The sequence below is a fragment of the Streptomyces sp. NPDC002734 genome, from assembly GCF_040295685.1.
Classification (GTDB): Bacteria; Actinomycetota; Actinomycetes; order Streptomycetales; family Streptomycetaceae; genus Streptomyces.
Window position 1 is genome coordinate 125045 of the sequence record NZ_JBEOVU010000008.1, and the last position, 24737, is coordinate 149781.

Annotated in this window: 24 protein-coding genes and 1 riboswitch; of the genes, 10 read left to right on the forward strand and 14 right to left on the reverse strand. The window is 74.5% G+C overall.

Annotated features, from left to right (window positions below; all coding sequences use genetic code 11):
- Positions 1–155 precede the first annotated feature (155 nt).
- The 5 genes from ABT026_RS09925 to ABT026_RS09945 all read left to right on the forward strand — a co-directional run bounded on the left by ABT026_RS09925 (position 156) and on the right by ABT026_RS09945 (position 3934).
- A complete protein-coding gene (locus ABT026_RS09925; RefSeq protein WP_351113640.1) occupies positions 156–704 on the forward strand; it encodes a GNAT family N-acetyltransferase in 549 nt (182 codons plus the stop codon).
- 104 nt (positions 705–808) lie between these two features.
- Positions 809–994: riboswitch (cobalamin riboswitch) on the forward strand.
- A gap of 30 nt (positions 995–1024) precedes the next feature.
- A complete protein-coding gene (locus ABT026_RS09930; RefSeq protein ID WP_351113641.1) occupies positions 1025–1741 on the forward strand; it encodes an energy-coupling factor ABC transporter permease in 717 nt (238 codons plus the stop codon).
- Positions 1738–2187, forward strand: a complete 450-nt coding sequence (locus ABT026_RS09935; protein WP_351113642.1) for an energy-coupling factor ABC transporter substrate-binding protein — start codon at positions 1738–1740, stop codon at positions 2185–2187. Before ABT026_RS09930 ends, ABT026_RS09935 begins: the two co-directional genes overlap by 4 nt.
- A gap of 5 nt (positions 2188–2192) precedes the next feature.
- Positions 2193–2945, forward strand: a complete 753-nt coding sequence (gene cbiQ, locus ABT026_RS09940) for a cobalt ECF transporter T component CbiQ (protein ID WP_351113725.1) — start codon at positions 2193–2195, stop codon at positions 2943–2945.
- Positions 2946–3103: 158 nt separating this feature from the next.
- Positions 3104–3934, forward strand: coding sequence for an energy-coupling factor ABC transporter ATP-binding protein (locus tag ABT026_RS09945; RefSeq protein WP_351113726.1), 831 nt, complete (start codon positions 3104–3106; stop codon positions 3932–3934).
- Positions 3935–3991: 57 nt separating this feature from the next.
- On the opposite strand, the gene ABT026_RS09950 is transcribed toward ABT026_RS09945, so the two are convergent.
- Both ABT026_RS09950 and ABT026_RS09955 read right to left on the reverse strand, forming a co-directional pair.
- Positions 3992–4390 carry an ATP-binding protein gene (locus tag ABT026_RS09950; RefSeq protein WP_351113643.1) on the reverse strand — a complete coding sequence of 133 codons (399 nt, stop codon included), beginning with the start codon at positions 4388–4390 and terminating at the stop codon, positions 3992–3994.
- 240 nt (positions 4391–4630) lie between these two features.
- Positions 4631–6487, reverse strand: coding sequence for a S9 family peptidase (locus ABT026_RS09955; protein WP_351113644.1), 1857 nt, complete (start codon positions 6485–6487; stop codon positions 4631–4633).
- A 307-nt stretch (positions 6488–6794) separates the two neighbouring features.
- On the opposite strand from ABT026_RS09955, the gene ABT026_RS09960 reads away from it, so the two are divergent.
- On the forward strand, positions 6795–7673 hold the full coding sequence (locus ABT026_RS09960; protein WP_351113645.1) for an SURF1 family protein: 879 nt from the start codon (positions 6795–6797) through the stop codon (positions 7671–7673).
- A 21-nt stretch (positions 7674–7694) separates the two neighbouring features.
- Here the strand turns inward: ABT026_RS09960 and ABT026_RS09965 are convergent, their stop codons facing one another.
- The 6 genes from ABT026_RS09965 to ABT026_RS09990 all read right to left on the reverse strand — a co-directional run bounded on the left by ABT026_RS09965 (position 7695) and on the right by ABT026_RS09990 (position 13125).
- Positions 7695–8750, reverse strand: a complete 1056-nt coding sequence (locus ABT026_RS09965) for a hypothetical protein (protein ID WP_351113646.1) — start codon at positions 8748–8750, stop codon at positions 7695–7697.
- A 185-nt stretch (positions 8751–8935) separates the two neighbouring features.
- Entirely contained in the window at positions 8936–9634 is a 699-nt protein-coding gene (locus ABT026_RS09970; RefSeq protein WP_502967938.1) for a SigE family RNA polymerase sigma factor, read from the reverse strand.
- A gap of 324 nt (positions 9635–9958) precedes the next feature.
- Positions 9959–11236 carry an aspartate kinase gene (locus ABT026_RS09975; protein WP_351113649.1) on the reverse strand — a complete coding sequence of 426 codons (1278 nt, stop codon included), beginning with the start codon at positions 11234–11236 and terminating at the stop codon, positions 9959–9961.
- Positions 11237–11458: 222 nt separating this feature from the next.
- Positions 11459–12118 carry a DUF5063 domain-containing protein gene (locus tag ABT026_RS09980; RefSeq protein WP_351113650.1) on the reverse strand — a complete coding sequence of 220 codons (660 nt, stop codon included), beginning with the start codon at positions 12116–12118 and terminating at the stop codon, positions 11459–11461.
- Complete coding sequence (recR, locus tag ABT026_RS09985; protein WP_351113651.1) at positions 12111–12710, reverse strand: recombination mediator RecR; 600 nt, start codon at positions 12708–12710, stop codon at positions 12111–12113. Before recR ends, ABT026_RS09980 begins: the two co-directional genes overlap by 8 nt.
- A 70-nt stretch (positions 12711–12780) precedes the next feature.
- Entirely contained in the window at positions 12781–13125 is a 345-nt protein-coding gene (locus ABT026_RS09990; RefSeq protein ID WP_108956940.1) for a YbaB/EbfC family nucleoid-associated protein, read from the reverse strand.
- Positions 13126–13580: 455 nt separating this feature from the next.
- Between ABT026_RS09990 and ABT026_RS09995 the strand changes: the two genes are divergently transcribed.
- Complete coding sequence (locus tag ABT026_RS09995) at positions 13581–14486, forward strand: SLATT domain-containing protein (protein WP_351113652.1); 906 nt, start codon at positions 13581–13583, stop codon at positions 14484–14486.
- Positions 14487–14648: 162 nt separating this feature from the next.
- Here ABT026_RS09995 and ABT026_RS10000 read toward each other — a convergent pair whose 3' ends face one another.
- Both ABT026_RS10000 and ABT026_RS10005 read right to left on the reverse strand, forming a co-directional pair.
- Positions 14649–15299 carry a putative DNA-mimic protein gene (locus tag ABT026_RS10000; RefSeq protein WP_351113653.1) on the reverse strand — a complete coding sequence of 217 codons (651 nt, stop codon included), beginning with the start codon at positions 15297–15299 and terminating at the stop codon, positions 14649–14651.
- A 110-nt stretch (positions 15300–15409) separates the two neighbouring features.
- Positions 15410–16159 carry a GntR family transcriptional regulator gene (locus ABT026_RS10005; RefSeq protein ID WP_351113654.1) on the reverse strand — a complete coding sequence of 250 codons (750 nt, stop codon included), beginning with the start codon at positions 16157–16159 and terminating at the stop codon, positions 15410–15412.
- 233 nt (positions 16160–16392) lie between these two features.
- Here ABT026_RS10005 and ABT026_RS10010 point away from each other — a divergent pair, with 233 nt between their 5' ends.
- The gene (locus ABT026_RS10010; RefSeq protein WP_351113655.1) at positions 16393–18252 is read left to right on the forward strand and encodes a serine/threonine-protein kinase; all 1860 of its coding nucleotides are present in this window, start codon (positions 16393–16395) and stop codon (positions 18250–18252) included.
- 104 nt (positions 18253–18356) lie between these two features.
- Here the strand turns inward: ABT026_RS10010 and kynU are convergent, their stop codons facing one another.
- On the reverse strand, positions 18357–19559 hold the full coding sequence (gene kynU / locus ABT026_RS10015; RefSeq protein ID WP_351113657.1) for a kynureninase: 1203 nt from the start codon (positions 19557–19559) through the stop codon (positions 18357–18359).
- Positions 19552–20391 (reverse strand): tryptophan 2,3-dioxygenase family protein, encoded by an 840-nt coding sequence (locus tag ABT026_RS10020; protein ID WP_351113658.1) that lies wholly within the window; start codon positions 20389–20391, stop codon positions 19552–19554. The genes kynU and ABT026_RS10020 overlap by 8 nt, the downstream gene beginning before the upstream one ends.
- 206 nt (positions 20392–20597) lie before the next feature.
- Between ABT026_RS10020 and ABT026_RS10025 the strand changes: the two genes are divergently transcribed.
- Both ABT026_RS10025 and ABT026_RS10030 read left to right on the forward strand, forming a co-directional pair.
- A complete protein-coding gene (locus tag ABT026_RS10025) occupies positions 20598–21473 on the forward strand; it encodes an alpha/beta hydrolase family protein (protein ID WP_351113659.1) in 876 nt (291 codons plus the stop codon).
- 4 nt (positions 21474–21477) lie between these two features.
- A complete protein-coding gene (locus ABT026_RS10030; protein ID WP_351113661.1) occupies positions 21478–22701 on the forward strand; it encodes a cytochrome P450 in 1224 nt (407 codons plus the stop codon).
- A 37-nt stretch (positions 22702–22738) separates the two neighbouring features.
- Here ABT026_RS10030 and ABT026_RS10035 read toward each other — a convergent pair whose 3' ends face one another.
- Together ABT026_RS10035 and ABT026_RS10040 are read right to left on the reverse strand one after the other, a co-directional pair.
- The gene (locus tag ABT026_RS10035) at positions 22739–23122 is read right to left on the reverse strand and encodes an STAS domain-containing protein (protein ID WP_351113662.1); all 384 of its coding nucleotides are present in this window, start codon (positions 23120–23122) and stop codon (positions 22739–22741) included.
- A 5-nt stretch (positions 23123–23127) separates the two neighbouring features.
- A complete protein-coding gene (locus ABT026_RS10040) occupies positions 23128–24570 on the reverse strand; it encodes a PP2C family protein-serine/threonine phosphatase (protein ID WP_351113664.1) in 1443 nt (480 codons plus the stop codon).
- Between the last annotated feature and the right edge of the window lie 167 nt (positions 24571–24737).

Consider the following 24737-nt stretch of genomic DNA (forward strand, 5'->3'; position numbering starts at 1 on the left):
GGTCGCCCGGCGAAAATCGGACTGACATCCGGTCGGCGGGAGGATGGAATGCACCACAGAGGATGTGCACCATGCACCGCGCACCGTCCGCGGCACTCGCGCACCCGGCGCCGGTGCCACCCGTGTTTTCCGGCCAGGCCAGGAGGTCACCCCGCATGAGTCATGACGCGTCGCCCTTTCCCGAGCGGATGGAACTGACCGGGGAGGGTCTGGTCCTGCGGGACTGGACGGAGGACGACCTGGCGGCGATGCCGGCGTTGTTCGACCACCCGGACATCGCCTACTGGACGCCCATCGTCTCCCCCTTCGACGAGTCGGCCTCGCGCGCCCGGCTGGTGCGCACCCGCGAGCTGCGGGCCGAGGGGACGACCATCCTGCTCGCCATCACGCTGGACGGCGGGGCCCCGCTCGGCGAGGTGATGCTGCGCCGGGCTCCGGAGGGCGTGGAGATCGGCTACGCGGTGGGCCCGGCGCACCGCGGGCAGGGGCTGGCGGCCCGGGCGGTGCGGGTGATGGCCGCGTACGCCTTCGAGGAGCTGGGGGCGGAGCAGGTGATCCTCGAGCTGGAGGCGGAGAACGCGGCGAGCGTCGGCGTCGCCACCAGGGCCGGATTCCGTCTGCTGGACGTGCCCCTGATCGAGGGTGAGGAGAAGGGACGGCCCTACGTCCTGCAGACCTGGGGGCTCGACCGCGGGAAGGACTGAGCCCGCCCCTCGGCCCTTGCGGCGCCCGCGGTGCGGGGCGTGTCGGGCGGTCGCGGACGCCGGTGGCCGGATCGGGCTCGCTTGTCAGTGGGCGGGATGCCGGATTACTGTCACAAGGTCTTGGTGAACGGGAAATCCGGTGTGATGCCGGTGCGGCCCTCGCCACTGTGATCGGGAAGTCCGGCTCCGGCCCTCACGGGCAGCCACTGGGTCCTCACGGACCCGGGAAGGCGGAGCACGGGCGTGTGGTACCCGTCAGCCAGGAGACCGGCCAAGGCGCGTCGTCCATCCACGAGGTGCTGGAGAGGGTCTGCTGAGCCATGCACATAGCCGAGGGGTTTCTTCCTCCGGCGCACGCGATCGCCTGGGTTGCCGCGTCTGCGCCGTTTGTCGTCCACGGAGTTCGTCAACTCACCCGTGAGGTGAGGGAACATCCCGAGAGCACGCTGCTCCTGGGAGCTTCGGGCGCGTTCATGTTCGTCCTGTCGGCGCTCAAGTTGCCGTCGGTGACCGGTAGTTGCTCGCACCCTACGGGGAGCGGGCTGGGGGCGGTGCTGTTCCGGCCCCCTGTGATGGCGGTGCTCGGCACCGTCACGTTGTTGTTCCAGGCGCTGTTGCTCGCCCACGGCGGGCTCACCACACTCGGCGCCAACGTCTTCTCGATGGCCGTGGTCGGCCCCTGGGCCGGGTACGGCGTGTACCGGCTGGCCCTGCGGTGCGGGGCGCGGCTCGCGGTGGCGGTGTTCTGCGCGGCGTTCGTCGCCGACCTCAGCACCTACTGCGTGACCAGCGTGCAGCTCGCGCTGGCCTTCCCCGACCCGGTGGGCGGATTCGCGGGCGCGCTGGGCAAGTTCGGGTCCATCTTCGCGGTCACGCAGATCCCGCTGGCGGTGAGCGAGGGGCTGCTCACCGTGCTGGTGGTGCGGCTGCTGGCGCAGTCGAGCGCGGGTGAGCTGGCCCGGCTGGGCCTGCGGACCGCCGGGCCGGGCAAGGCCCGGACCGGCGCGGGCGCGAGCACCGGGGCGGTGTCGCGATGAGCCGGAACCTGCGGATCAACCTGCTGCTGGTGCTGACCGTGGCCGCCATGGCGGTGCTGCCGGTGGTCCTCGGCATGGGCGACCACAAGCCCGAGCCGTTCACCGGGGCCGACGCCGAGGCGGAGGTGGCGATCCAGGAGATCGACCCGGACTACCGCCCCTGGTTCTCGCCGGTGTACGAACCTCCGTCCGGCGAGATCGAGTCGGGGCTGTTCGCGCTTCAGGCGGCGGTGGGGGCGGGAGTCGTCTCCTACTGCCTGGGCCTGTGGCGCGGGCGTCGGCAGGGCGAGGCCCGGGCGGGCACGGCTGCCGCCGGTGAGGTGGCCGCTCCGGCCGCCCCTGTGGACGCGGACGCCATCGCCGCCCCCGTGGACGCGGACGCCAACACCGGTGCGGGTGCCGCCACCCACGACGGCCGGAACGACGCCGCAGCCAGGCGGGTTTGACGCCTGTGCTGTCGATCGACGCGGCGGCGCACAGCAGTTGCTGGCGCCGCCGTCATCCTGTGGACAAGGCGGTGCTCGGGTTCGGGCTCACGCTGCTCGCCGTCGCGCTGCCGCCGTGGCCGGGCGCCCTGCTGGTGCTGGTGACCGCCCTGGTGGTGCTGCTGGGATTCGCGCGGGTGCCGGCCGGGCGGCTGTGGCGGGCCTACCGCGCGCCGCTCGGGTTCTGCGTCACCGGCGCGGCGACGCTGTTGGTGCGGGTCGGCGGGCCGGACGGCGCGGTGCTGGGCCCGGCGCCCGACGGGGCGCTGCGGGCCGGTGAGCTCCTGTTGCGGAGTTCGGCGGCCTCGCTGGGCGTGCTGGTGTTCGCGTTCACCACGCCGATGTCGGACCTCCTGCCCCGCCTGGTGCGGGCGGGGGTGCCGGCGGCGGTGGTGGACGTGGCGGTGGTGACGTACCGGATGGCGTTCCTGCTGCTCGACTCGGTGCGGCAGGTCCGGCAGGCGCAGGCGGCTCGGCTCGGGCAGCGGACCAAGGCCGCGGCCTGGCGTTCGCTGGGCGGGCTGGGGGCCACCGCGTTCGTGCGGGCCTTCGACCGGGCGGGCCGGCTGCACACCGGCCTCGCCGGACGGGGGTACGACGGGACGCTGCGGGTCCTGGTCCCGCCCACCCGGGTGTCCGGGGGCTTCGTCGGCGCGAGTGTCGCGCTGCTGACCGCGATCGTCGTGCTCGACGCCGTGCTGGAAGGACGTCTGTCGTGAACCGGACGAGCGGAACCCCCGAGGGCGGCGCGAGCGGGGAGCAGACAGGCCCGGCGACCGGAGACACGGCGGCGGGCAGCCCGGCGGTCGGAGCAACGGCGGCCGGAGGCAGGGCGCCGGTCGGAGGCGGGGCGCCGGACGCGAGCGCGGCGCCGCCGCTGGTCGCCCTGCGGGACGTGTCCTTCGGGTACGAGGACGGCCCCCGCGTGCTCGACGGCCTCGGCTTCGAGGTCCGCGAGGGCCGCGCCCTGGCCCTCCTCGGGCGCAACGGCAGCGGGAAGACGACGCTGATGCGGCTGCTGAGCGGAGGGCTGCGGCCGCGCTCCGGCCGGGTGGAACTGGAGGGCGGGCCGGTGTCGTACGACCGCGCCGGGCTGACCCGGCTGCGGTCCACCGTGCAGCTCGTCGTGCAGGACCCGGACGACCAACTGTTCGCGGCGTCGGTCGCGCAGGACGTGTCGTTCGGGCCGCTGAACCTGGGGCTGCCGGAGGCGGAGGTCCGGGCGCGGGTCGACGAGGCGCTCGCGGCGCTGGACATCACCGGGCTGGGCGACCGCCCCACGCACCTGCTGTCCTACGGGCAGCGGAAACGGGCGGCCGTCGCGGGGGCGGTGGCCATGCGGCCGCGGGTCCTCGTGCTCGACGAGCCGACGGCGGGGCTGGACCCCGACGGGCAGGAGCGGCTCCTCGCCACGCTGGAGTCGCTGCGGCGCGGGGGGACCACGGTGATGATGGCCACCCACGACGTGGACCTGGCGCTGCGGTGGGCGGACGACGTCGCGCTGCTGACCCCGGCGGGCGTGCGGGTGGGGCCCGCCGGGGAGTTGCTGGCGCGGGCGGAGGCGCTGCGGGAGGCGGGCCTGCGGATGCCGTGGGGAGTCGCGGTCGGGGCGGCACTGCGCGGACGCGGCGGCGGGGCGGGCGCGGGCTTCGTCCCGCGCACCGCGGAGGAGCTGGCCCGCTGGACGGCGGAGGGAGACCGGGCCTGACCCAGCCCTCCGTCTTCGAGGGGAGCCTCAAGACCCCGCCGCCCGCACCGGATCGGCTCAGCCGGTCTTGAGCTCCGCCCAGACGATCTTGCCGATCGGCTGCCGCGGCTGCGAGCCCCAGCGGACGGCCAGCGCGTCGACCAGGAGGAGCCCTCGCCCCGACTCGTCCTCCGGCGCGGCCTGCGCGGCGACGGAGGGCGGCGGGGTCTCGGACGCGTCGATCACCTCGACGCGGGCGAGGCCGCCGAGTTCGTCGACGGCGAGCCGGAGCGCGAAGTCCCGCCCCGGCACCCGCCCGTGGCGCACCGCGTTGGCGGCCAGCTCACCGACCAGCAGGGCGACCGCGCAGGACAGGTCGGAGGTCGGTGGGAACCCCCACTCGGCGAGCCGGCGCACGGCGCAGTGCCGGGCCTGCCGGGCCCCGCGGGGCGAGGACCTGAACTGGGAGGCGAACACGAGGGGTTCGGCACACCCGGGACCCCCGGCCGCCGGCGCGTGCCGCTCGGACACGCGCCGCCGGGGGTTCTGGTGGGAGCTGGTCGAATCTGTGAGCACGGCCTATCCGTATCCCGCACGCGAGGCGTTGACGCATCGGAGAGTGAACGAATCGTGACTTTACGTATACCGAGGCGTCATCGGCCACTACGGACAGTTCACGGACGGGCGGTCGAACGGGCGGGCGCGGACCGGGCGGTGTCAGCCCGCCGTCGGCGTCGCGTCCGCCCCGGCGTCCGCGCCCGGCAGGTGCCGCGCCGCGAAGTCCAGTTCGAGCCGGACCTGCTTGATGCGCTCGTCGACCACCAAGGAGCCGTGCCCCGCGTCGTAGCGGTAGACCTCGTGGACCGCACCGCGGCCCTCCAGGCGCTTGACGTAGTTCTCGACCTGCCGGATCGGGCAGCGCGGGTCGTTCACCCCGGCCGAGATGTAGACGGGCACCCGGACCCGGTCGACGTAGGTGATCGGGGACGACGCCTCGAAGCGCTCCGGGACCTCCTCCGGGGTGCCGCCCAGGAGGGTGCGGTCCATGGCCTTCAGCGCCTCCATCTCGTCGTGGTACGCCGTCACGTAGTCGGCGACCGGGACGGCGGCGATGCCGACCGCCCACGCCTCCGGCTGGGTGCCCAGGCCGAGCAGGGTGAGGTAACCGCCCCAGGAGCCGCCGGTCAGGACCAGGCGGGCGGGGTCGGCGAGGCCCGAGGAGACGGCCCACTCGCGGACCGCGGCGATGTCCTCCAGCTCGATCAGGCCCACCCGGTGCTTGAGGGCGTCCGTCCACTCCCGGCCGTAGCCGGTGGAGCCGCGGTAGTTGACCCGGACCACCGCGTACCCGTGGTCGACCCAGGCCGCGGGGCCTGCCGCGAAGGCGTCGCTGTCGTGCCAGGTGGGGCCGCCGTGGATCTCGAAGACGGTGGGCAGCGGGCCCGTCGTGCCGGCCGGCTTCTGCACCAGGGCGTGGATGCGGCCGCCGGGGCCCTCCACCCAGACGTCCTCCACCGGCACCGACTCGGGGGCCTTCATGCCGGGCGGGTCGAGCACCACGCGGCCGGAGGTGGAGCGCACCACCGGAGGCCGGGCGGCGGAGGACCACAGGTACTCCACGCTGCCGTCGGGGCGGGCGGTGGCGCCGGAGACCGTGCCGGGCGGCGTGTCGATCTCCTCCAGGGCGCGGCTCGTCAGGTCGTAGCGGAACAGCTCGCTGCGGGCCTCGAAGCTGTGCGCGATCAGCAGCGCGGAGCCGTCCGGGTACCACTCCGCGCTCACGTCGCCGGGCAGTTCCAGGGCCAGGTCGGTCTCCTCGCCGGTGGCGACGTCCCAGACCATGGGCTCCCACCGGCCCCGGCGCTGGTGGCCGACGAGCAGCCGGGCGTCGCCGTCGACCGGGGCGAAGCCGAGGACCTCCAGGCCCAGCTCGACGGTGCCGGCCTTGGTGTCGTCGAGCTCGGCGACGGTGCTGCCGTCGGGGCGCAGCACGCGCAGCGCGGAGTGCATGGCGTCGCCGTGCTCGGTGTGCTCGACGGCGATCAGCGAGCCGTCGTGGGACAGGTCGCCGACACCGGCGGACTCCGCGTGCCGGTAGATCTCGACCGGGTCCTCGCCGTCGCGGGCCAGGTGGATGGTGGTGCCCTCGTCGTCGGCGGAGCGGCCGACCACGGCGGTGCGGCCGTCCCTGCCCAGGGCGAGACCGGCCGGGTAGGAGGGCTCCAGGCCGGGGACGGCCTCCTCGTCGGGGCCGCCGTGGAACGGCTGGCGGCGCCAGACGCCGAACTCGTCGCCGTCGGTGTCGTCGAACCACCAGATCCAGGCGCCGTCGGGGGTCAGCGTGCCGTCCGTGGTGCCGTTGGGGCGGTCGGTGACCTGGCGCTGGGCGCCGGTGGCGCGGTCCCAGGCGTAGAGCTCGTAGGTGCCCGTCGCGTTGGAGACGAACAGGGAGCGGTCGGGGGCGTCCTCCGCCCAGTCGGGCAGGGACACGCGCGGGGCCCTGAACCTCTTCTCCCAGTCGGGCATGGTCGTGGGCGTCTCCGGGGCCTCGGGGTGGCCGGTGGTGTCAGTCATGGCCCCATAGTGCCTGCTCGGCGGGCCCGGGCGCGGAGTGGTGCGGACAGCGGTTCGGGCAGCGGCCGGAGCGGCATCGGGGCAGCACTCCGACCGCTGCCGGAGCGGTGTCCGGGGCAGCACTCCGACCGCTGCCGGAGCGGTGTCCGGGGTAGCGCTCCGGCCGCTGCCGGAGCGCATCCGGGGCAGCGCCCGGGCGGCGCTAGGCGCACCGGTTGCGGCGGCCTCGCGGCGGCGGCTCCCGACGGCCGGGCGGGCGGGCAGCCCGGCCCCGGGGACCGGGCGGGGCCCCGGTACCGTGGGTGGGGTGTACCGGTTCCTTCTGACGCCCCGCTGGTGGGGGATCAACGTCTTCGTGCTGCTCGCCGTGCCGTTCTGCGTGTTCATGGGGACATGGCAGCTGGACCGGTTCGAGACCCGGGTGGACGGCCACCGCGACGCGACGGCCCAGGCCGCCGAGGACCGCAAGGCCGACCCGAGCACCGCGCGGCCGCTGGCCGAGCTGCTCCCCGTCGACAAGCAGACGGTCGGCGACCAGGCCACCGTCACCGGCCGGTACGGCGAGCAGCTGCTGGTGCCGGACCGCGAGGTGGACGAGCGGCGCGGCTCGTACGTGCTGACCATGCTCCGCACCGGCGACGGCAGGGCGCTGCCCGTGGTGCGCGGCTGGCTGCCCGGTACGCCCGACGCGGCCGACGTGCCCGCCCCGCCCGCGGGCGAGGTCACGGTGACGGGCGCGCTGCAGGTGTCCGAGGTGCCCGGCCAGAACGGCGTGCCCGCGGCCGGCGGCCTGCCCGCGGGGCAGACCGGCGCGATCAGCGCCGCCTCGCTGGTGAACCTGGTGCCGTACGACGTGTACGACGCCTGGGTCGTGCTCAACAAGGGCGACGCGGGCATGAAGGCGGTGCCGCCCGCGGCCGCGCCCGGCAGCGGGCTGGACCTGAAGGCCTTCCAGAACCTGGGCTACACCGGCGAGTGGTTCGTCTTCGCCGGCTTCGTGGTCTTCATGTGGTACCGGCTGCTGCGGCGCGAGGCGGAGTTCGTCCGGGACGCCGAGCTGGGCATCCTCCCCGAGGACGCGGACGACACCGCGAACGCCGCGAACGCCGACGCCGGAGCCCCCGCCACCACCGGGCAGGACCCGGAAACGCAGGAGCGGCGGGAGTCCGCTCCCGCCGCTTCCTGATCGCTGCCCGGGCCCAGGGCCTCAGCTGCCCGCGAGGATCCCCGTCCGGTACACGGTGCCCGCGCACGCGCCCGGGACCGTCACCGAGGCCGCCGTGCCCGCGGCGTCCGCGCCCTGCGGGCGGTAGCTGACCACGACGCTGCCGTCCGCGTTCGCCTGGCTCTTGCCCAGCTGCGTCGACACGCCGTCCTCGGTGCCCTCGTTGCCCGTCGAGCCGACCCGGCCGTCGGTGCTGCCGCCCACGGTGGGAGGCGCGCTGGTGCCGCCGTCCTGGCCGCCCGCCGCGTCGCCGCCGCCACCGCCGTCCGTCCCGCCGGACGTCGTCGGGGACTCCACCGGGTCGTCGGTCGGGCAGGAGCCGGAGGCGACCCAGGAGACGCGTATGACGTAGGAGTTGCCGGGGGCGAGCAGCAGCTGCTCGTACTCCTGCTGGTCGCCGGCCTGCCGGACGACGGCGATCCGGGCCGGGTCGGCCGCGCCCAGGGCGCTGACCGAGACGGTGCCCGGGTCGCTCACCGAGCAGCCCGCGATCGAGGAGTTGTACACGCGGAAGACGCCCGAGACGCTGCCGTCGGCGCCGACCGGGCCGAGCTCCCCCACGGGGGCCGACAGCTGGGCCGCCGTGCAGGTGGGGGCGGACGCCGGGGCGCTCGCGTCGGCGCCCGCGTCCTTGCCGCCCTTGCTGTCGCCGCCCCGGGACCCGACGTCGTCGGTGACGCCCGGCAGGCCGGGGAGCGCGGTGCCGGCGGTGACCCCGGTGTGCAGGTCGTCGCCCTGGCCGCCCTGGACCTCGGTGCCGCCCGACGCGCTGCCGGCGCGCACGTCCTCGGCGGAGCCCGCCGTGGAGACGTGCACCGCCGCGGGGACGGCCGTGCCGGCGAAGAGGGCGGCCGCCGCCATGCCCACCAGGGCCTGGCGCTTGCGGGCCCGCCGGGCGGGCACCGCGTGCCGGAGGTAGTCCAGGGTGTCGTCGCTGGGCTCGAGCACGTCGACGGCCTGGTGGAGCAGCCGTCGCAGCTCCGCCTCGTCCGGACCGAGCCCGGACCCGAGGCTCTGTTCGTCGGGGCGTTCGTTCACAGGTTCGTTCCCACCGTGCGGTTCGTGCGGGCTGGGTTGCGGGCTGGAGGCGCTCGGGCTCTGTGCCGTCGGACCGCGGTCCGACGGGAGCCAAGGATGCCAGGAGTGGCGGGTGCGGCGTACCCGTGACGGCCGGGAACGGCCGAAAGCGGTGCGCCGCGCCAGGTCGTCGTCGTCGGGACCGCTCATGCCGTCGCTCCCATCGCGACGCGCAGGGCGGCGATGCCGCGTGAGCCGTAGGCCTTCACCGAGCCCACGGATATGCCCAGCGTCTCGGCGACCTGTGCCTCGGTCATGTCGGAGAAGTAGCGCAGCACCAGCACCTCGCGCTGGCGGCGCTGCAACCCCTTCATGGCCTTGATCAGCGAGTCGCGCTCCAGCTGGTCGTAGGCGCCCTCCTCGGCGCTCGCCATGTCGGGCATCGGCTTCGACAGCAGCTTCAGGCCGAGGATGCGGCGGCGCAGTGCCGAGCGGGACAGGTTGACGACGGTCTGGCGCAGGTAGGCGAGCGTCTTCTCCGGGTCGCGGACCCGGCGGCGGGCCGAGTGGACCCGGATGAACGCCTCCTGCACCACGTCCTCGCAGGACGCGGTGTCGTCGAGCAGCAGCGCCGCGAGGCGCAGCAGCGACCGGTAGTGCTCCCGGTAGGTCGCGGTGAGGTGGTCGACCGTGGTTCCGGCCTGGGCCACCGCCTCGGTGGAGCCGGTGGCCTGGGACGGCATGAGGCCGTCACCCTGCCGGGGAGCGGGTACACGTGCGCGGCGCGCCGACGGCATGGGCGCGATCACCGGCATGCCGCCCGGCGTACCGCCGGGTCTGGGGGACCGGCGAGGGCGCAGGCCGGCGCTGCGTGCCGCCACGGGGAACTCGAGAACCTCTGCCACGCCCGTTGGACGTCCCGACCCCCCTGAGGGTTGTACGCCCTCGTCGAACCCGTCCCGAAATCTTTCATGCCCCGCTCTTCCCCAATACGTCGACCGTCCCCCGGAACGTCCCCCCGACCGCCCTGACAGCGAAAGGGAAATCTTCGGACGGGACAGCGGCCGAGGCAAGAGGCGCCGGCCGGACCGCACACACGTCCGCCCCGATCATATAAAGCTCATGGCTGCCGGCCAGGGGTTTCATCGCCCGAAGAATGCGGACGAGGCCCCCCTTTCCTCATCCAAGGACGAGGAAAGAAGGGCCCCGGTTCCGGCGGAGGCGCCGCGTCAGCGGCCGGTGCCGCCGTAGACGACGGCCTCGTCGCTGTCCGAGTCGAGACCGAAGGCGGTGTGCACGGCGCGCACGGCCTCCTCGACCACGTCGGCGCGGGTGACCACCGAGATGCGGATCTCCGAGGTGGAGATCAGCTCGATGTTGACGCCGGCCCGGCTGAGCGCGTCGAAGAAGTCGGCGGTGACGCCCGGGTTGGTCTTCATGCCGGCGCCGACGAGGGAGATCTTCGCGATCTGGTCGTCGTAGCGCAGGGAGTCGAACGCGATGGCGGTGCGGGCCTTCTCCAGCGCCTCGATGGCCTTGGGGCCGTCGGACTTCGGCAGCGTGAAGGAGATGTCCGTCAGGCCCGTGGAGGCCGCCGAGACGTTCTGCACGATCATGTCGATGTTGATCTCCGCGTCGGAGATCGCGCGGAAGATCGCCGCGGCCTCGCCCGGCTTGTCGGGCACGCCGACGACCGTGACCTTGGCCTCGGAGGTGTCATGGGCGACACCGGAGATGAGCGCCTGCTCCACCTGCTGCTCCCCTTGCTCAATGGGCTCGTTGCTGACCCAGGTGCCGGGCAGCCCGCTGAAGGACGACCGCACGTGGATCGGGATGTTGTAACGGCGGGCGTACTCCACACAGCGGTGGAGCAGCACCTTGGACCCGGACGAGGCCAGCTCCAGCATGTCGCCGAAGGAGATCCGGTCGATCTTCCGGGCCTTCTTCACCACGCGCGGGTCGGCGGTGAACACGCCGTCGACGTCGGTGTAGATCTCGCAGACGTCCGCTTCCAGCGCGGCGGCGAGGGCGACGGCGGTGGTGTCGGATCCGCCGCGGCCGAGGGTGGTGATGTCCTTGGTGTCCAGGCTGACGCCCTGGAAACCGGCGACGATCGCGACGTTGCCCTCGTCCACGGAGGCCTGGATGCGGCCCGGCGTGACATCGATGATGCGCGCCTTGTTGTGGACCGAGTCGGTGATGACACCTGCCTGGCTGCCGGTGAAGCTCTGCGCCTCCTGGCCCAGGCTCTTGATCGCCATGGCCAGCAGCGCCATGGAGATCCGCTCACCGGAGGTCAGCAGCATGTCGAGTTCGCGACCGGCAGGGATCGGCGACACCTGCTCGGCGAGATCGATCAGCTCGTCCGTCGTGTCGCCCATCGCGGAGACCACGACAACCACCTGGTTGCCGCTCTTCTTGGTCTCCACGATCCGCTTGGCGACGCGCTTGATGCCCTCGGCATCGGCTACGGAGGAACCTCCGTACTTCTGCACGACAAGGCCCACGTGCGCTCCTCGCTCGCTTCCGTCTCCAGCCGCGCGCACAGGTGTGCGGCGGTCGATTCAGTCTAACGAGCGGCTGAAAATCCCATCCGGTCAACCGGATGATGAGATGTCCCGTTCGTGTGCCGCCGCCCGCAGGTGACCGGGGCGGCTCCCGCACCGCCCCGGCCGAGGGCGCGCCTCCCCCGTCCGGGTGACGGCAAACCCCTGAGCAGGCTGTATGGCCTACTTCACGCGGCGCAGGCCGAGCGGACCGGCGATCTCCTGGAACATGACCTCGCCCGCGGCCTCCGCCAGCGCCTCCTCCTCGAGGTGCTCGTCGGTGTCCAGGCCGTCCAGCGCCTCCAGGGGCTGGTTGAGCCGGACGTGCGCCACCACGGACTGCAGGGCCCGCAGCGCGCCCGAGGCCATCGCGCCCCAGTTGGAGAGGTAGGAGAACTGCCACCACCACAGCGCCTCGGTCACCCGGCCGGCGCGGTAGTGCGCCATGCCGTGGCGGAGGTCGGTGATGACGCCGGCGAGGTCGTCGGAGATGCGGGCCGGGACCGGCGCGCGGCGCGGCTGGTACGGGTCGAACACCTCGGAGTAGACGTCGACCGGGTCGAGCATCGCGGCCAGCCGCTCGCGCAGCTCGTCGACGTCCAGCTCCGGGCCCAGGTCGGGCTCGTAGCGCTCGTCCGGCACGATGTCCTCGTGCGCGCCGAGGCGGCCGCCGGCCAGCAGCAGCTGGGAGACCTCCAGCAGGAGGAACGGGACCGCCGAGTCGGGATCGTCGCCCCGGGCGACCTCGGTGACGGCGACCAGGAAGCTCTCGACCTGGTCGGCGATCTGGACCGCGAAGTCACCGGGGTCCATCGCGGTGGAGTGCAGCGTTGCGTCAGACATCTAGGAGTCGTCTCCCCTCGAAGGCACGGCCGAGAGTGACCTCGTCCGCGTACTCCAGGTCGCCGCCCACCGGGAGGCCGCTGGCCAGGCGGGTGACCCTGAGGCCCATGGGCTTGATCATGCGGGCGAGGTACGTCGCCGTGGCCTCGCCCTCCAGGTTGGGGTCGGTGGCGAGGATCAGCTCCGTGACGGCGCCGTCGGCGAGCCGCGCGAGCAGCTCCCGGATCCGCAGGTCGTCGGGGCCGACCCCCTCGATGGGGCTGATGGCTCCGCCCAGCACGTGGTAGCGGCCGCGGAACTCACGGGTCCGCTCGATCGCCACGACGTCCTTGGGCTCCTCCACCACACAGATGACGGCGAGGTCGCGCCGGGGGTCGCGGCAGACCGCGCACTGCTCTTCCTGCGCGACGTTCCCGCAGGTGACGCAGAAGCGGACCTTGGCCTTGACCTCCATGAGGGCCTGCGCCAGCCGGCGGACGTCCGTCGGCTCGGCCTGGAGGATGTGGAAGGCGATGCGCTGCGCGCTCTTGGGACCGACGCCGGGGAGTCTTCCCAGCTCGTCGATCAGGTCCTGGACCACGCCCTCGTACAACGCCCTGCCTGCCTTCCTCGGGGCTCCTGGCGGAGCCGCCCTCTGCGTACGGTAGTCGCCGCCTCCCGGGTCAGAAAGGCAGACCCGGGATACCGCTGCCGCCGCCCAGTCCCTCGGCCAGCGGGCCGAGCTTGCGGGACTGCAGCTCCTGTGCGTTGTCGTTGGCGGCCTTCACCGCGGCGACCACCAGGTCCGCGAGGGTCTCGGTGTCCTCGGGGTCCACCGCCTTGGGGTCGATCACCAGGGCGCGCAGCTCACCGGAACCGGTGACGGTGGCCCGCACCAGGCCGCCGCCGGCCTGACCCTCGACCTCCGTGTTCGCCAGCTCCTCCTGGGCGCGGGCCAGGTCCTGCTGCATCTTCTGGGCCTGCTGCAGCAACTGCTGCATGTTGGGCTGGCCACCACCGGGAAACACGATTCAGCTCCTGAGCTCGCTGGGCCGGCGCGTTCGCGCCGGGCACGACGGTTCCGGCGGGCCGGAACACGACACGTCACGGACACGTCTTTCCTGAGAGGGCGGAAAGATTCACCCCTCTTGAACGAGCCTACGCGGTCGACGCGATGGCCGCTCCGTCACACTTTCGGGTGAGCGTGTCGAGGCTCCTGCGCCTGTTGAAAGGCCACTTACGGGCGGATCCGTGGTTCAAACCGCTGCCTGTGCCACTCGTTGGGGGGTAGGAAAGGTGCCGACACGCGGAGCACGCCACGTGATCACCGCGTCACGCACAGTGCCGACGGGGTGCCGGGTCCGGTCGCAGGAGCCGGAGGGTCGCCGTGGCCCGGACCGCGGGGGCGGCGACGGCGGGCGCGGGCAGGCGGCCGCCGGGCGGGTCGGCAGTGATCGTTTACAGGTGTGTGGGGAGTAGCCGGGTGAGTCAGCCGGAGATGCCGGAGAGCGGGTCCGAGGAGCCGCCGTCGTCGCCGTCGCGTGAGGGCGGGCGGTCCGAGGCGCCGTCGGGGGCGGGCGACAGGCCCCCCGGGGCTCGCATCGCCGGCGACCGGACCGGCGGGGCGCGCTCCGGCGGCCGGACCGGCGGCCGGACCGGTGGCGGGCGCGCCGGCCTCGGCAGGACCGGAGGCGGGCCGGGGGCGCCGGGGCTGCCCGGGGACCTGCTGGGCCGGCCCTTCCCGCAGGGCGACTGGGACGTGCCGGCCCGGCGGCTGGACGAGCTCTACCGGTGGGTCGAGCGGTGCGCGCTGGAGACCGCCGCCTGGTACCTCGCGGACCGGGTCTGGAAGCGGCGCGTGGCCAGGGCGCTGCGCGGCGGCGCGGCCACCGGGGCGGTGCTCGCGGCGGGGCTCCCGCTGCTGGACCTCGCCGAGGTGATGGACGGGGCGGCGCCCTGGGGGTACCTGTCGCTGCTGCTCGCCCTCGCCTGCGGGGGCGCGGACCGCTTCTTCGGGGTGACCTCCGGCTGGATGCGGGACATGGCCACGGCGCAGGCGGTGCAGCGGCGGTTGCAGGCCCTTCAGTTCGACTGGGCCTCGGAGAACGTGCGTGAGGTGCTGGGCCCCACCGAGGGCACGGCCGGCGAGGCGGCGGAGCGGTGCCTGGGGGTGCTGCGGAGGTTCTCGGAGGACGTCACCGAACTGGTGCGGGCCGAGACGGCGGACTGGATGGGCGAGTTCCGGCGGGGCGACGTCCCCGCGGCGGCCCGGGGGGCCGCCGACGGGGGACGCAGCGAGGTGGCCGTCCCGGTGGGCGGCGCCGGCCGCTTCTCCCTGGCGGCCCCCCGGCCCAACATGCCGCGCCAGCGCCCCCCGGAGCCGCGGTGACCCCACGACGACGGGGGGCGGGTGCGCCCCACGACGGCAGGGGACACGGGCGCCCGCACGGACGACGCCGACGGTGGCGGCGGCGACGGTGGCGGCGGCGACGGTGACCGCGGCGGACCGGGGCGACGGTGACCGCGGCGGTGACCGCGGCGGACCGGGGCGTCAGCTGAAGACGATCATCGAGCCCTGGCCCAGGCTGCGGACCGCCGCCGCGTGCAGTCCCAGCCACACGTGGCGCTCCCGGGCGAACGGGCTGGGGTCGTACGGCGCGGGGTCGGCCGGCTCCTCCAGCTCGGTGGGGGCGGAGGGCGGCGCCGGGGCGGCCGGCGGGGCGGCGGGGTTGATCCCCAGGGCCGGCGCGACGAACTCCAGGTCGCGCAGCAGCCCGTGCGAGGACCCGAGCGGCCCCCCGCCCTCCAGCAGCTCGTCGTTGACCAGCGGGTGCGGGAAGTCCACCGGCAGGTACGCCCCGGCGTGGTCGTAGTGCCAGACCAGGTGGGACTGCTGCGCCGTGGTCTCGAACATCTCCAGCAACTGCTCGTAGTCGCCGCCGAGTTCGTCCACCGGCGTCACCGGCAGCCCGCAGGCCTGGAGCAGGTAGACCCGGCGCAGGAAGTGCAGCGCCTCGTAGTCGAAGCCGGCGACCGGGGCGACGTCGCCCGTGACCCCCGGCGTGTACTGGTGGATCGGCACCGGCTGCGCACCGGTGGCCATCAACGCCCGGTCGTAGACGGCGAGTTCCTCGGCGAAGGGGTTGTCCGGGGTGTGGCACAACACGTCGACGAGCGGGACCAGCCACAGGTCACAGGCCAAAGGACGACTCCTCGGGTCAAAGGTGGAAGGGGAAGCGTAGTGGGTACCGGGCCGGACCGGCCCGTGCAGGAGTGGTCCCCCGTGTACGGGGCCTCAACCCGCCTCCCCCGCTATCCGCCCTGCCCGCGGCCCGGCTGCCCGGAGCCGTCGGCGGCGTCCGAGGCGGTGAGACGCTCCACCAGGTCCAGCGAGAAGGTGTTGCTCTCCGCGACGAGCTGCTGCGACGCCTCGGCGTCGCCGCGCCCCAGCGCGTCCACCAGGGCGGTGTGGCCGGCCCACATGTGGCCCCGCAGGTCGGCGAGCCGCCGCAGGTGCTGCACCGTGCACACCCAGGCCTGCACGCGCAGCCGGTGCAGGAAGTCCGTCAGGTACGGGTTGCCGAAGAGGCTGCTCAACTCCCGCCAGTACCGCAGGTCGTAGCCGATCAGCACGGACAACTCACCGGAGTGGGCGGCCCGCTGGCACTCCTCGCCGCGCCGCCGCACCGCCGCCAGCGAGGCGGTCTCCGCCGCGTCGGGGAAGCCCCGGGCGTCGGAGCGGGCCCGCGCCGCCAGCCGCAGGAACATGCCGTCGGAGATCAGCGCGCGGGCCTGCACGATGTGCCGGAAGTCCTCGACGCTGAAGGCCCGCACCCGGAACCCGCGGTGCTGCACCGCCTCCAGCAGCTCCTGCGCGGACAGGTCGACCAGTGCCTCGCGGACCGGCGTGGCGGAGACGCCGTACTGCTCGGCGATCTCCTTCACCGTGAACTCCTGGCCCGGATGCAGCCGCCCGGCCAGCACCTCGTCGCGCAGCGCCTCGGCGATCTGCTGGCGCAGGGTGCTGCGGGTCACCGGGCCGGGGACGCCGGTCGTTCCCATCGGCGCTCTCCCTCCCTGGTACACGCCTCATGTCCATTACCTGCGGTCACCTTAACCAGCGTGGCGGAGAACAGCCTCGCGGCGGTCGGCGGGCCCTCGCCGGCGGACACGGCTTCGTTGCCCGGGTGTGGCTCCCTCGTGGCACGCGCCGGCCGGATCCGCCGATACGCTTCTGAGGCTGAGCTGTGGGGACCGCGGGGGGCGCGGTGACCGGTCCAGGGGAGGACGGCGCGATGGAGATGCTGGGTGCGGGGGACCCCGAGCGGATCGGGGCGTACCGGCTGCTGGCCCGGCTGGGCGCGGGCGGCATGGGGCAGGTGTTCCTGGCCAGGTCCGACCGCGGCCGCACGGTGGCCGTGAAGCTGGTGCGCGCCGAGCTCGCCGCGCGGGAGGAGTTCCGGGCCAGGTTCCGTCACGAGGTGCGGGCGGCGCGCCGGGTGGGCGGGGACTGGACGGCGCCGGTGCTCGACGCCGACACCGAGGCCGACGTGCCGTGGGTGGCCACCGGGTACGTGGCCGGGCCGTCGCTGGAGCGGGTGGTCGGCCGCGACCACGGTGCGCTCCCGGAGCGCACCGTGCGCATCCTGGCGGCCGGACTCGCGCGGGCCCTCGGCGACATCCACACGGCGGGACTCGTCCACCGGGACCTCAAGCCGTCCAACGTGCTGATCACCATCGACGGGCCCCGGGTGATCGACTTCGGGATCGCCCGGGCGCTGGAGACGGCCGACGACAGCGGGCTGACCCATGCCGGCGCGGTCGTCGGCTCGCCCGGTTTCATGGCCCCGGAGCAGGTGCGGGGCGAGCGGATCACGGCAGCGGTCGACATCTTCAGCCTGGGCTCGGTGCTGGCCTACGCGGCGACCGGGCGGGTCCCGTTCGGCGACGCGGAGAGCGGTCCGCACGCCCTGATGTACCGCATCGCCCAGGACGAGCCCGACCTCACCGGCGTCCCGGAGGGGCTCACCGGGCTGATCGGCGCGTGCCTGCGCAAGGACCCGGCGGAGCGCCCCTCCCTGGAGGACGTGCTCGAGCAGGTGAGCGGCGAGCAGGTCACCCTCGCGGCGGGCCGCACCCGCGACCCGTGGCTGCCGGCCGGGCTGGTGGCCCAGCTGGGGCGCCACGCGGCGGAACTCCTGGACGTCGAGGACCCCGGGCCGCGGCCGGAGGAGGCGCTCACGGTGGTGACGGGCCCCGGCACGTCCCCGCCGCCCGCCGCTCCCGCGGCCCACTCCGCGCCCGCCGCCCCGGTTCCCCCGGCCGCCCCGGCGTTCCCGCCCGCCTTCGGCGCACCCCACCCGTACCCCGCGGGCCCCGTCCCGGGCAGCCACGCCCAGGTCCCCGGCCACGGTCCCGCGCAGGTCCCCGGACACGGCGGCGGTGGCCACGGCGGCGGGGGTTACGGCTGGCCGCCGGTCCCCGGGCAGCACACCGCCGGGCCGTTCGGGCAGCCGCTCCCGGGCGCGACGGCGGTGGCGCCCGCCGGGCCCCCGGACGACGGGGGCCGCGCCCGCACCGCGGTGCTGGTCGCGGCGGCGACGCTGGTCGTCGCGCTGATCGCCGGCGGGGTGGTGTACGGCGTGATGCGCCACAAGGACCCGAACGAGCGGGCCGACAAGGACACCCGCACCGGCGCCTCCGCGACCACGGAGACCACCGGGAAGCCCGGACCGCCCCCGACCACCTCGGCCGACGACGACAAGGGCGACAACGACAAGGGCGACGACGACCCGGGCGCGGGCGCGGTGCCCGAGCGGTTCCTCGGGGAGTGGAGCGCCGTCATCGAGAACACCGCGGGGTCCAACCCCCGTCACATCACGCTGAGCCAGGGCGAGGTCGGCGACCCGGTGCTGACCCTGGTGGCCGAGGGGCCGCTGGAGGGCACGTCCTCCTCCTACCGGTGCGTCTTCGAGGCCGTCCTGACCGACGCGCCCGGCGGCGACGGCGTGCTCGGGCTGGGCCCCTCCCGGGTGGTCGACGGCGAGCCGCTCAGCTCCTGCTCGGCCGGCGACCCCTCCACCCTCACCGTCGAGGGCGGCTCCCTCGTCCGCACCATGGCCGACGGCGACAGCCTCACCTACACCCAGGACTGACCCCGCGGCAGGCCGCCGCCCCCGGAACGGGGACCGGCCCGCCGCCGTCGCGCCCCGTGGGGCGGACGGCGGCGGGCCGGTGGGCGGTCCGGGCGCCGGGGGCGTCAGCCGCGGAGGATCTCCCCGAGGATCCGGGCCGCGCGCTCGGCGTCGGAGAAGGTGACGTAGAGCGGGGTGAAGCCGAAGCGGAGGATGTCGGGCCGGCGGTGGTCACCGACCACGCCGCGCGCGATCAGCTCGCGCATGACCTCTCCGGCCCCCTCGCACCGCAGCGAGACCTGGCTCCCCCGCTCCTCGTGGAGCAGGGGCGTCACGCACTCCACGGACCCCTCGGGCACGTACGCGGCGACGCACTCGAGGAAGAAGTCCGTGAGCTCCAGCGACTTGCGCCGCACCGCGGCGACGTCCACGCCCTCCCAGACGTCCAGCGCCGCGTCGAGCGCGAGCAGCGACAGGATCTCCGGCGTGCCGACCCGGCCGCGCGCCGCGCCCTCCCCCGGGGCGTAGTCGGGGCGCATGCCGAACGGGTCGGCGTGCGAGTTCCAGCCCGGCAGGGGCGTGTCGAACCGCTCCTGGAGGTCGCGGCGGACGTACAGGAAGGCCGGCGCGCCGGGGCCGCCGTTGAGGTACTTGTACGTGCACCCGACCGCCAGGTCGACGCCGTGCTCGTCCAGGTCCACCGGCAGCGCGCCCGCGCTGTGGCAGAGGTCCCAGACGGCGACCGCGCCCGCCGCGTGGGCGGCCGCGGTCAGGCCGGGCAGGTCGTGCAGCCGCCCGGCCCGGTAGTCGACGTGGTTGAGCAGCACCGCGGCGGTCCGCGGGCCGAGCGCCGCCGGGACGTCCTCGGGGCGCACCGGCCGCAGCGCGCAGTCCGTCATCCGCGCCGCGGACCCGGCCACGTACCCGTCGGTGGGGAAGGTGGTGGCGTCGACCAGGATCTCGTCCCGCTCGACCGGCCCGTCGCCCTCACGGGCGATGCGGACCGCCGCGACCAGCGCCTTGAAGACGTTGACCGAGGTGGAGTCGCCCACCACGACCTGCCCGGGCGCCGCGCCGACCAGGGGCGCGATCCGGTCGCCGATCCGCTCGGGCGCGTCCCACCAGCCGCTCTCGTCCCAGGAGCGGATGCGCAGCTCGCCCCACTGCCGCCGCACGACGTCCTGCATCCGCTCGGCGACGCCCACCGGGAGCGCGCCGAGCGAGTTGCCGTCCAGGTAGGTCACGTCGTCCAGCGCGAAGCGCGACCGCAGCGCGGCCAGCGGGTCGGCGGCGTCCAGTTCCGTTGCTCGTGACAGGGGTTCAGACATGGCTGCGCGCCGTCCAGAGCTCGGGGAACACGGTGTTGCGGGCCCGCTTCTCCAGCCAGGCCACCCCGGCGGAGCCGCCGGTGCCGGTCTTGGCGCCCATCGCGCGGCGGGTGGCGACCAGGTGGTCGTTGCGCCAGCGCCAGACCAGCTCGGCCACGTCGGTCAGCGCCTCGCCGAGGCGGACCAGCGGGTCGTTCTGGTCGCGGGCGTAGAGGTCCGCCCACATCTGCTCGACCTCGGGCGACGGTTCGTACTTCTCGCTGACGTCGCGCCGCAGCACCGCCTCGGGCACGGCGTGGCCGCCGCGGGCCAGGAAGCGCAGCACCTCGTCGTAGAGCGAGGGCTCGTGGAGCGCCTTCTCCAGTTCCGCGTGGGCGCGCGGGGTGCCGCGGTGCGGGACCAGCATCGAGCGGGACTTGTCGCCGAGGAGGAACTCCAGGCGGCGGTACATGGCCGACTGGAAGCCGGAGCCCTCGCCGAGGGCCCCGCGGTAGGAGTTGAACTGCGCCGGGGTGAGCTGGCCGAGCGGGATCCAGGAGGCGTTGAGCGCCTCCAGCTCCCGCACGGACCGCTTGAGCGCGTCGGTCGCGGCCGGGACGTCGTCGCGGCGCAGGGCCTGGGAGGCCGTCTCCCACTCGTGGACGATCACCGTGAACCACAGCTCCATGACCTGGGTGGTCACCAGGAACACCATCTCGCCCGGGTCGTCCGAGCGCAGTTGCTGGAGGTGGGTCAGCACATCCGCCCGGACGTAGTCCTCGTAGGGCGTCGAGCCGTCGAACTCGAGATGCGGGGTCTCCGGCTCGTGGGTCTGCTGAGCCTGTCGGGACATCGCTGTCTCCTGCTGTACTCCGGGTAGCGGTCCGCCCCTGCCGATACCGGCACGGGGGCCCCGGTCCCCGTGGGCATCCTCCGCAATGTTCCCGCACTCGGGCAATACCCGCCCGACGAGACGCGTCCGACATCATCGTCCTCACACCCTGTGGACGGTCGCGGGGCGAGGGGCCGCGGGGCCCGCGGAGAGGTGGGAGCGAGCGCATGACCGACGAGGAGAGAACGGCCGCGGAGCGGGCGGTTGCCGAGGAGAGGTCGGCCCTCTCGCACGAGCCCGTCGCACCGGACGCGACCCGCGCCTACGGCGACCACCCGGACCAGGTGGTCGACTTCTACGCCCCGCCCGCCGGGAGCGCCGGGGAGCGGCCCGCGCCGCTGGTCGTGGTGGTGCACGGCGGGGCCTGGCGGGCGCCCTACGACCGCCTGCACGTCACCCCCTTCGCCGCCTTCCTGGCCGGCCGCGGGTTCGCCGTGGCCGTGCCCGAGTACCGCAGGGGCGGGGCGGCGGAGGGCGAGGCGGGGCGCTGGCCCGAGACCCTGGACGACGTGGCCGCGGCCTTCGACGCGTTGCCCCGCCTGGCGGCGGACGCCCTCGGCGAGCGGGCCGACCTCTCCCGCACGGTCTGGACCGGGCACTCCGCCGGCGGGCACCTGGTGCTGTGGGCGGCCGCCCGGCACGTGCTCCCCGAGGGGAGTCCCTGGCGCACGGCGCGGCCGGCCCCGGTCCGCGGGGTGGTGGCGCTGGCGCCCATCGCCGACTTCGTGGTCGCGGGCGGGCTGGAGGTCTGCGGCGACGCCGCGCTGCAGTTCCTCGGCGGCCCCGGCCGCTTCGAGGAGCGCCGCCCGCACGCCGACCCGGTGCTGCTGCTGCCCAGCGGCATCGCCACCACCGTGGTGCAGGGACGCGAGGACGTCGACGTCCCGCCGGCCGTCGCCGAGTCGTACGCCGACGCGGCCGCCCGGGCGGGCGAGGCGGTGGGCCTGACCCTGCTGGACGGCGTCGGCCACTTCCCGCTGATCGACCCGGCCGCCGACGCCGCCGCCGTGGTGGCCGAGGAGATCGCCCAGCTGGCATGGTGATCCGATGACCGCACCCGCAGCCCTGCCCTTCTCCCCCGCCGACCCCGCCTTCGTCGCCGACCCGTACCCCGGGTACGCCGAACTGCGCGGGCGCGGCCGGGTGCTGTGGTGCGAGGAGACCGGCCAGTGGCTGGTCCCGCACCACGCCGACGTGTCGGCGCTGCTGCGCGACCGGCGGCTCGGCCGCACCTACCGGCACCGGTTCACCCACGAGGAGTTCGGCCGCACCCCGCCGCCGCCGGAGCACGAGCCGTTCCACACCCTCAACGACCACGGGATGCTCGACCTGGAGCCGCCGGACCACACCCGGATCCGGCGGCTGGTCTCCCAGGCGTTCACCCCGCGCACCGTGGAGCGGCTGCGCCCCTACGTGACGGCGCTCGCCGGGGAGCTGGCCGGGCGGCTGGTGGACGCGGGCGGCGGCGACCTGCTGGCGGAGGTCGCCGAGCCGCTGCCGGTGGCGGTGATCGCCGAGATGCTGGGCGTCCCGGAGGCCGACCGGGCGCCGCTGCGGCCCTGGTCGGCGGCGATCTGCGGGATGTACGAGCTGAACCCGTCCGAGGAGACGGCGGCGGAGGCGGTCCGGGCCTCGGTGGAGTTCAGCGACTACCTGCGGGAGCTGATCGCCGAGCGGCGCCGGCGGCCCGGCGGGGACGACCTGATCTCCGCGCTGATCGCGGCGCACGACGAGGGCGACCGGCTCACCGAGCAGGAGATGATCTCGACCTGCGTGCTGCTGCTCAACGCGGGCCACGAGGCCACCGTCAACGGCACCGGCAACGCGTGGGCGGCGCTCTTCGAGCACCCCGAGCAGCTGGCGGCGCTGCGCGCGGACCACGCGCTGGTGCCGTCCGCCGTGGAGGAGCTACTGCGGTTCGACACGCCGCTTCAGCTGTTCGAGCGGTGGGTGCTGGAGGACGTCGAGATCGACGGGACGGTGATCCCGCGGGGCGCGGAGCTGGCCCTGCTGTTCGGGTCGGCCAACCGCGACCCGGCCGCCTTCGACCGCCCCGACCGGCTGGAGCTGGACCGGCGGGTCAACCCGCACATCTCGTTCAGCGCGGGTGTCCACTACTGCATCGGGGCGCCGCTGGCCCGGATGGAGCTGGCCGCCTCGATGACCGCGCTGCTGGAGCGGGCGCCGGGGCTGCGGCTCGCGGCGGAGCCGGCTCGGCGCCCCCACCTGGTGATGCGGGGCCTCACGGAGCTGCGCGTCGAGACCTGCTGAGCCGTACGGGTGCCCGGGCGGGCCGACGGTCGGCGGGTCAGCCGACGATCTGTTCCCCGCCCGGGCGGGGGCCGACCGCGGCGATCGCGGCGTCGGCGGTCGGGTGGATGGCCAGGACCGTGTCCAGGCCGGTCAGCTTGAGCATCCGGTCCAGCCGGGCCGGGACGGAGGCGAGCGCCATGGCGCCCCCGGCGCCCTGGGCGGCGTGCCAGATGTTGATCAGCGCGTTGAGACCGGCCGAGTCGCAGAATCCGACCCCGGACAGGTCCAGGACGAGGCGGGTGCGGCCCTGCTCGATCAGGTCGAGCACCCGGGAGCGGAGTATCGGCGCGGTGTGGAAGTCGATCTCACCGCCGACCGTGGCCACGGCCAGCGGACCGTGGGTCTCCTCCACGGTCAGGAGCAGCTCTTGCTCGGACACGTCGTTCAGTGCTCCTCGTCCGTAGCGTCCGTGGGCAAAGTCGTGGTGTGCGCGGTGGACGTCACGCCCGGCGTCTGCCGCTCGGCCTCCTCGGCGGTGGGCACCGAGAGCGCCAGGAGCGCAACGTCATCCTCCGCCCCTTCGGGCAGGGAGTCCAGCAGGTCCACGATGTCCTCCACGAGACCGGCGGCGCCACCGAGGCCCCGGCGGCGGGCCAGGAAGGCCGCCAGTCCCTCGTCACCGATCATCTGTCTGTCCTCGCCGGCCCGGGCCTCGATCAGCCCGTCGGTGTACAGGAGCAGCACCTCCCCCGGGGCCAGCACGACCGTACGGGATCGGAAGCGGGCCTCGGGGAGCGCCCCTATCAGCATGCCCCCTTCGAGCCCCACCGCGCTCACCCGGGGAACGCCGTCGGGGGAGGAACCCACGTGGTAGGCCGGCGGATGACCGCCGGTGGCGATCTCCACCTCGAAGCCGCCCTTCTCACGCGGAGTGAGGACGCCGAAGATCGCGGTGCAGAACTTGCTGGTCAGGGCGTCGCCGAGGAGCGCCTGGTTGAGCGTGTCCAGCACGGCCACCGGGTCGGGCGCGTGGTGGGCGGCGGCGCGCAGCGTGTGCCGGGCCAGGGCGGTGACGGTGGCCGCGTCGGGGCCCTTGCCGCACACGTCGCCGAGCAGGAACGCCCAGCGGTCGCCGTCCAGCGGGAAGACGTCGTAGAAGTCGCCGCCCAGGTCGTGGACGGAGGCCGCGTGGTAGTGGCAGGCCAGTTCCAGGCCGGGCACGGCGGGCAGCGCGGGCGGGAGCAGGGTGCGCTGAAGGGTGCTGGTCAGGGACTCCAGCACCCGGCGGTCCCGCTCGGCGCGCAGCCGGGCGGCCCGCTCGTCCTCCACCTGGCGGACGACCGCCTGGCGGCGTTCCTGCTCGCGGCGCAGGGCGCGCAGCGCGGTCAGGCGCAGCTCCATCTCGTCGAGGACGATCGCCGCCAGGTCCTCCAGCGCGGTGACGTCCTCGGAGCAGAGGGTGCGGGGGCGGGTGTCGAGGATGTTGACGGTGCCCAGCTTGTGGCCGTCGGCGGTCACGATCGGCGCGGCGGCGTAGAACCGGATTCCGAGCCCGCCGGTCACCATGGGGTTGCCCATGGCCAGCGGGTCCTGACGGGTGTCGGGGATGACCAGCGGGCCGTCGCGCAGCAGGGCCAGGCCGCACAGGCCGTCGGCGCGGCTGATCTCGGTGACGTCGCCCAGTCCGTGGCGGGCCTTGAACCAGATCCGGTCGTCGTCGACGAAGGTCACCGCCGCGATGGGCACCTGGAACAGCCGGGCGGCGAGGCGGGCGACGCGGTCGAAGAAGCCGTCGGGCGGCGTGTCGAGGATCTCGTAGCGGCGGACCGCCGCGAGTCGCGCGTACTCCGTGTCCGCATCCGGTCCCACGGCATTCTCTCGCAGCATGGGCCTGCTCGGTTCCTCGTTCTGGTCGTCGTTCGTCCGGTCGCCGTCGCCCGGTGGTCGTCGCCGGGCCGCCGACACGACGGCGGCACCGGAACCCCCAGGCTAGACGAGCCGGGAGGTTCCGGTGCCGTGAAGATCGTCCCGGCATCGTCGCCAGGTCCGCTCCG

What these genes read in the sequence shown, in the direction of transcription:
- ABT026_RS10020 (WP_351113658.1), bottom strand. Translation starts at nt 20,391, where the DNA reads ATGTCCCGACAGGCTCAGCAGACCCACGAGCCGGAGACCCCGCATCTC.
- ABT026_RS10040 (WP_351113664.1), bottom strand. Translation starts at nt 24,570, where the DNA reads ATGCTGCGAGAGAATGCCGTGGGACCGGATGCGGACACGGAGTACGCG.
- ABT026_RS10030 (WP_351113661.1), top strand. Translation starts at nt 21,478, where the DNA reads ATGACCGCACCCGCAGCCCTGCCCTTCTCCCCCGCCGACCCCGCCTTC.
- ABT026_RS09925 (WP_351113640.1), top strand. Translation starts at nt 156, where the DNA reads ATGAGTCATGACGCGTCGCCCTTTCCCGAGCGGATGGAACTGACCGGG.
- ABT026_RS09980 (WP_351113650.1), bottom strand. Translation starts at nt 12,118, where the DNA reads ATGTCTGACGCAACGCTGCACTCCACCGCGATGGACCCCGGTGACTTC.
- ABT026_RS10010 (WP_351113655.1), top strand. Translation starts at nt 16,393, where the DNA reads ATGGAGATGCTGGGTGCGGGGGACCCCGAGCGGATCGGGGCGTACCGG.
- kynU (WP_351113657.1), bottom strand. Translation starts at nt 19,559, where the DNA reads ATGTCTGAACCCCTGTCACGAGCAACGGAACTGGACGCCGCCGACCCG.
- ABT026_RS09955 (WP_351113644.1), bottom strand. Translation starts at nt 6,487, where the DNA reads ATGACTGACACCACCGGCCACCCCGAGGCCCCGGAGACGCCCACGACC.
- ABT026_RS10005 (WP_351113654.1), bottom strand. Translation starts at nt 16,159, where the DNA reads ATGGGAACGACCGGCGTCCCCGGCCCGGTGACCCGCAGCACCCTGCGC.
- ABT026_RS10025 (WP_351113659.1), top strand. Translation starts at nt 20,598, where the DNA reads ATGACCGACGAGGAGAGAACGGCCGCGGAGCGGGCGGTTGCCGAGGAG.
- ABT026_RS09930 (WP_351113641.1), top strand. Translation starts at nt 1,025, where the DNA reads ATGCACATAGCCGAGGGGTTTCTTCCTCCGGCGCACGCGATCGCCTGG.
- ABT026_RS09935 (WP_351113642.1), top strand. Translation starts at nt 1,738, where the DNA reads ATGAGCCGGAACCTGCGGATCAACCTGCTGCTGGTGCTGACCGTGGCC.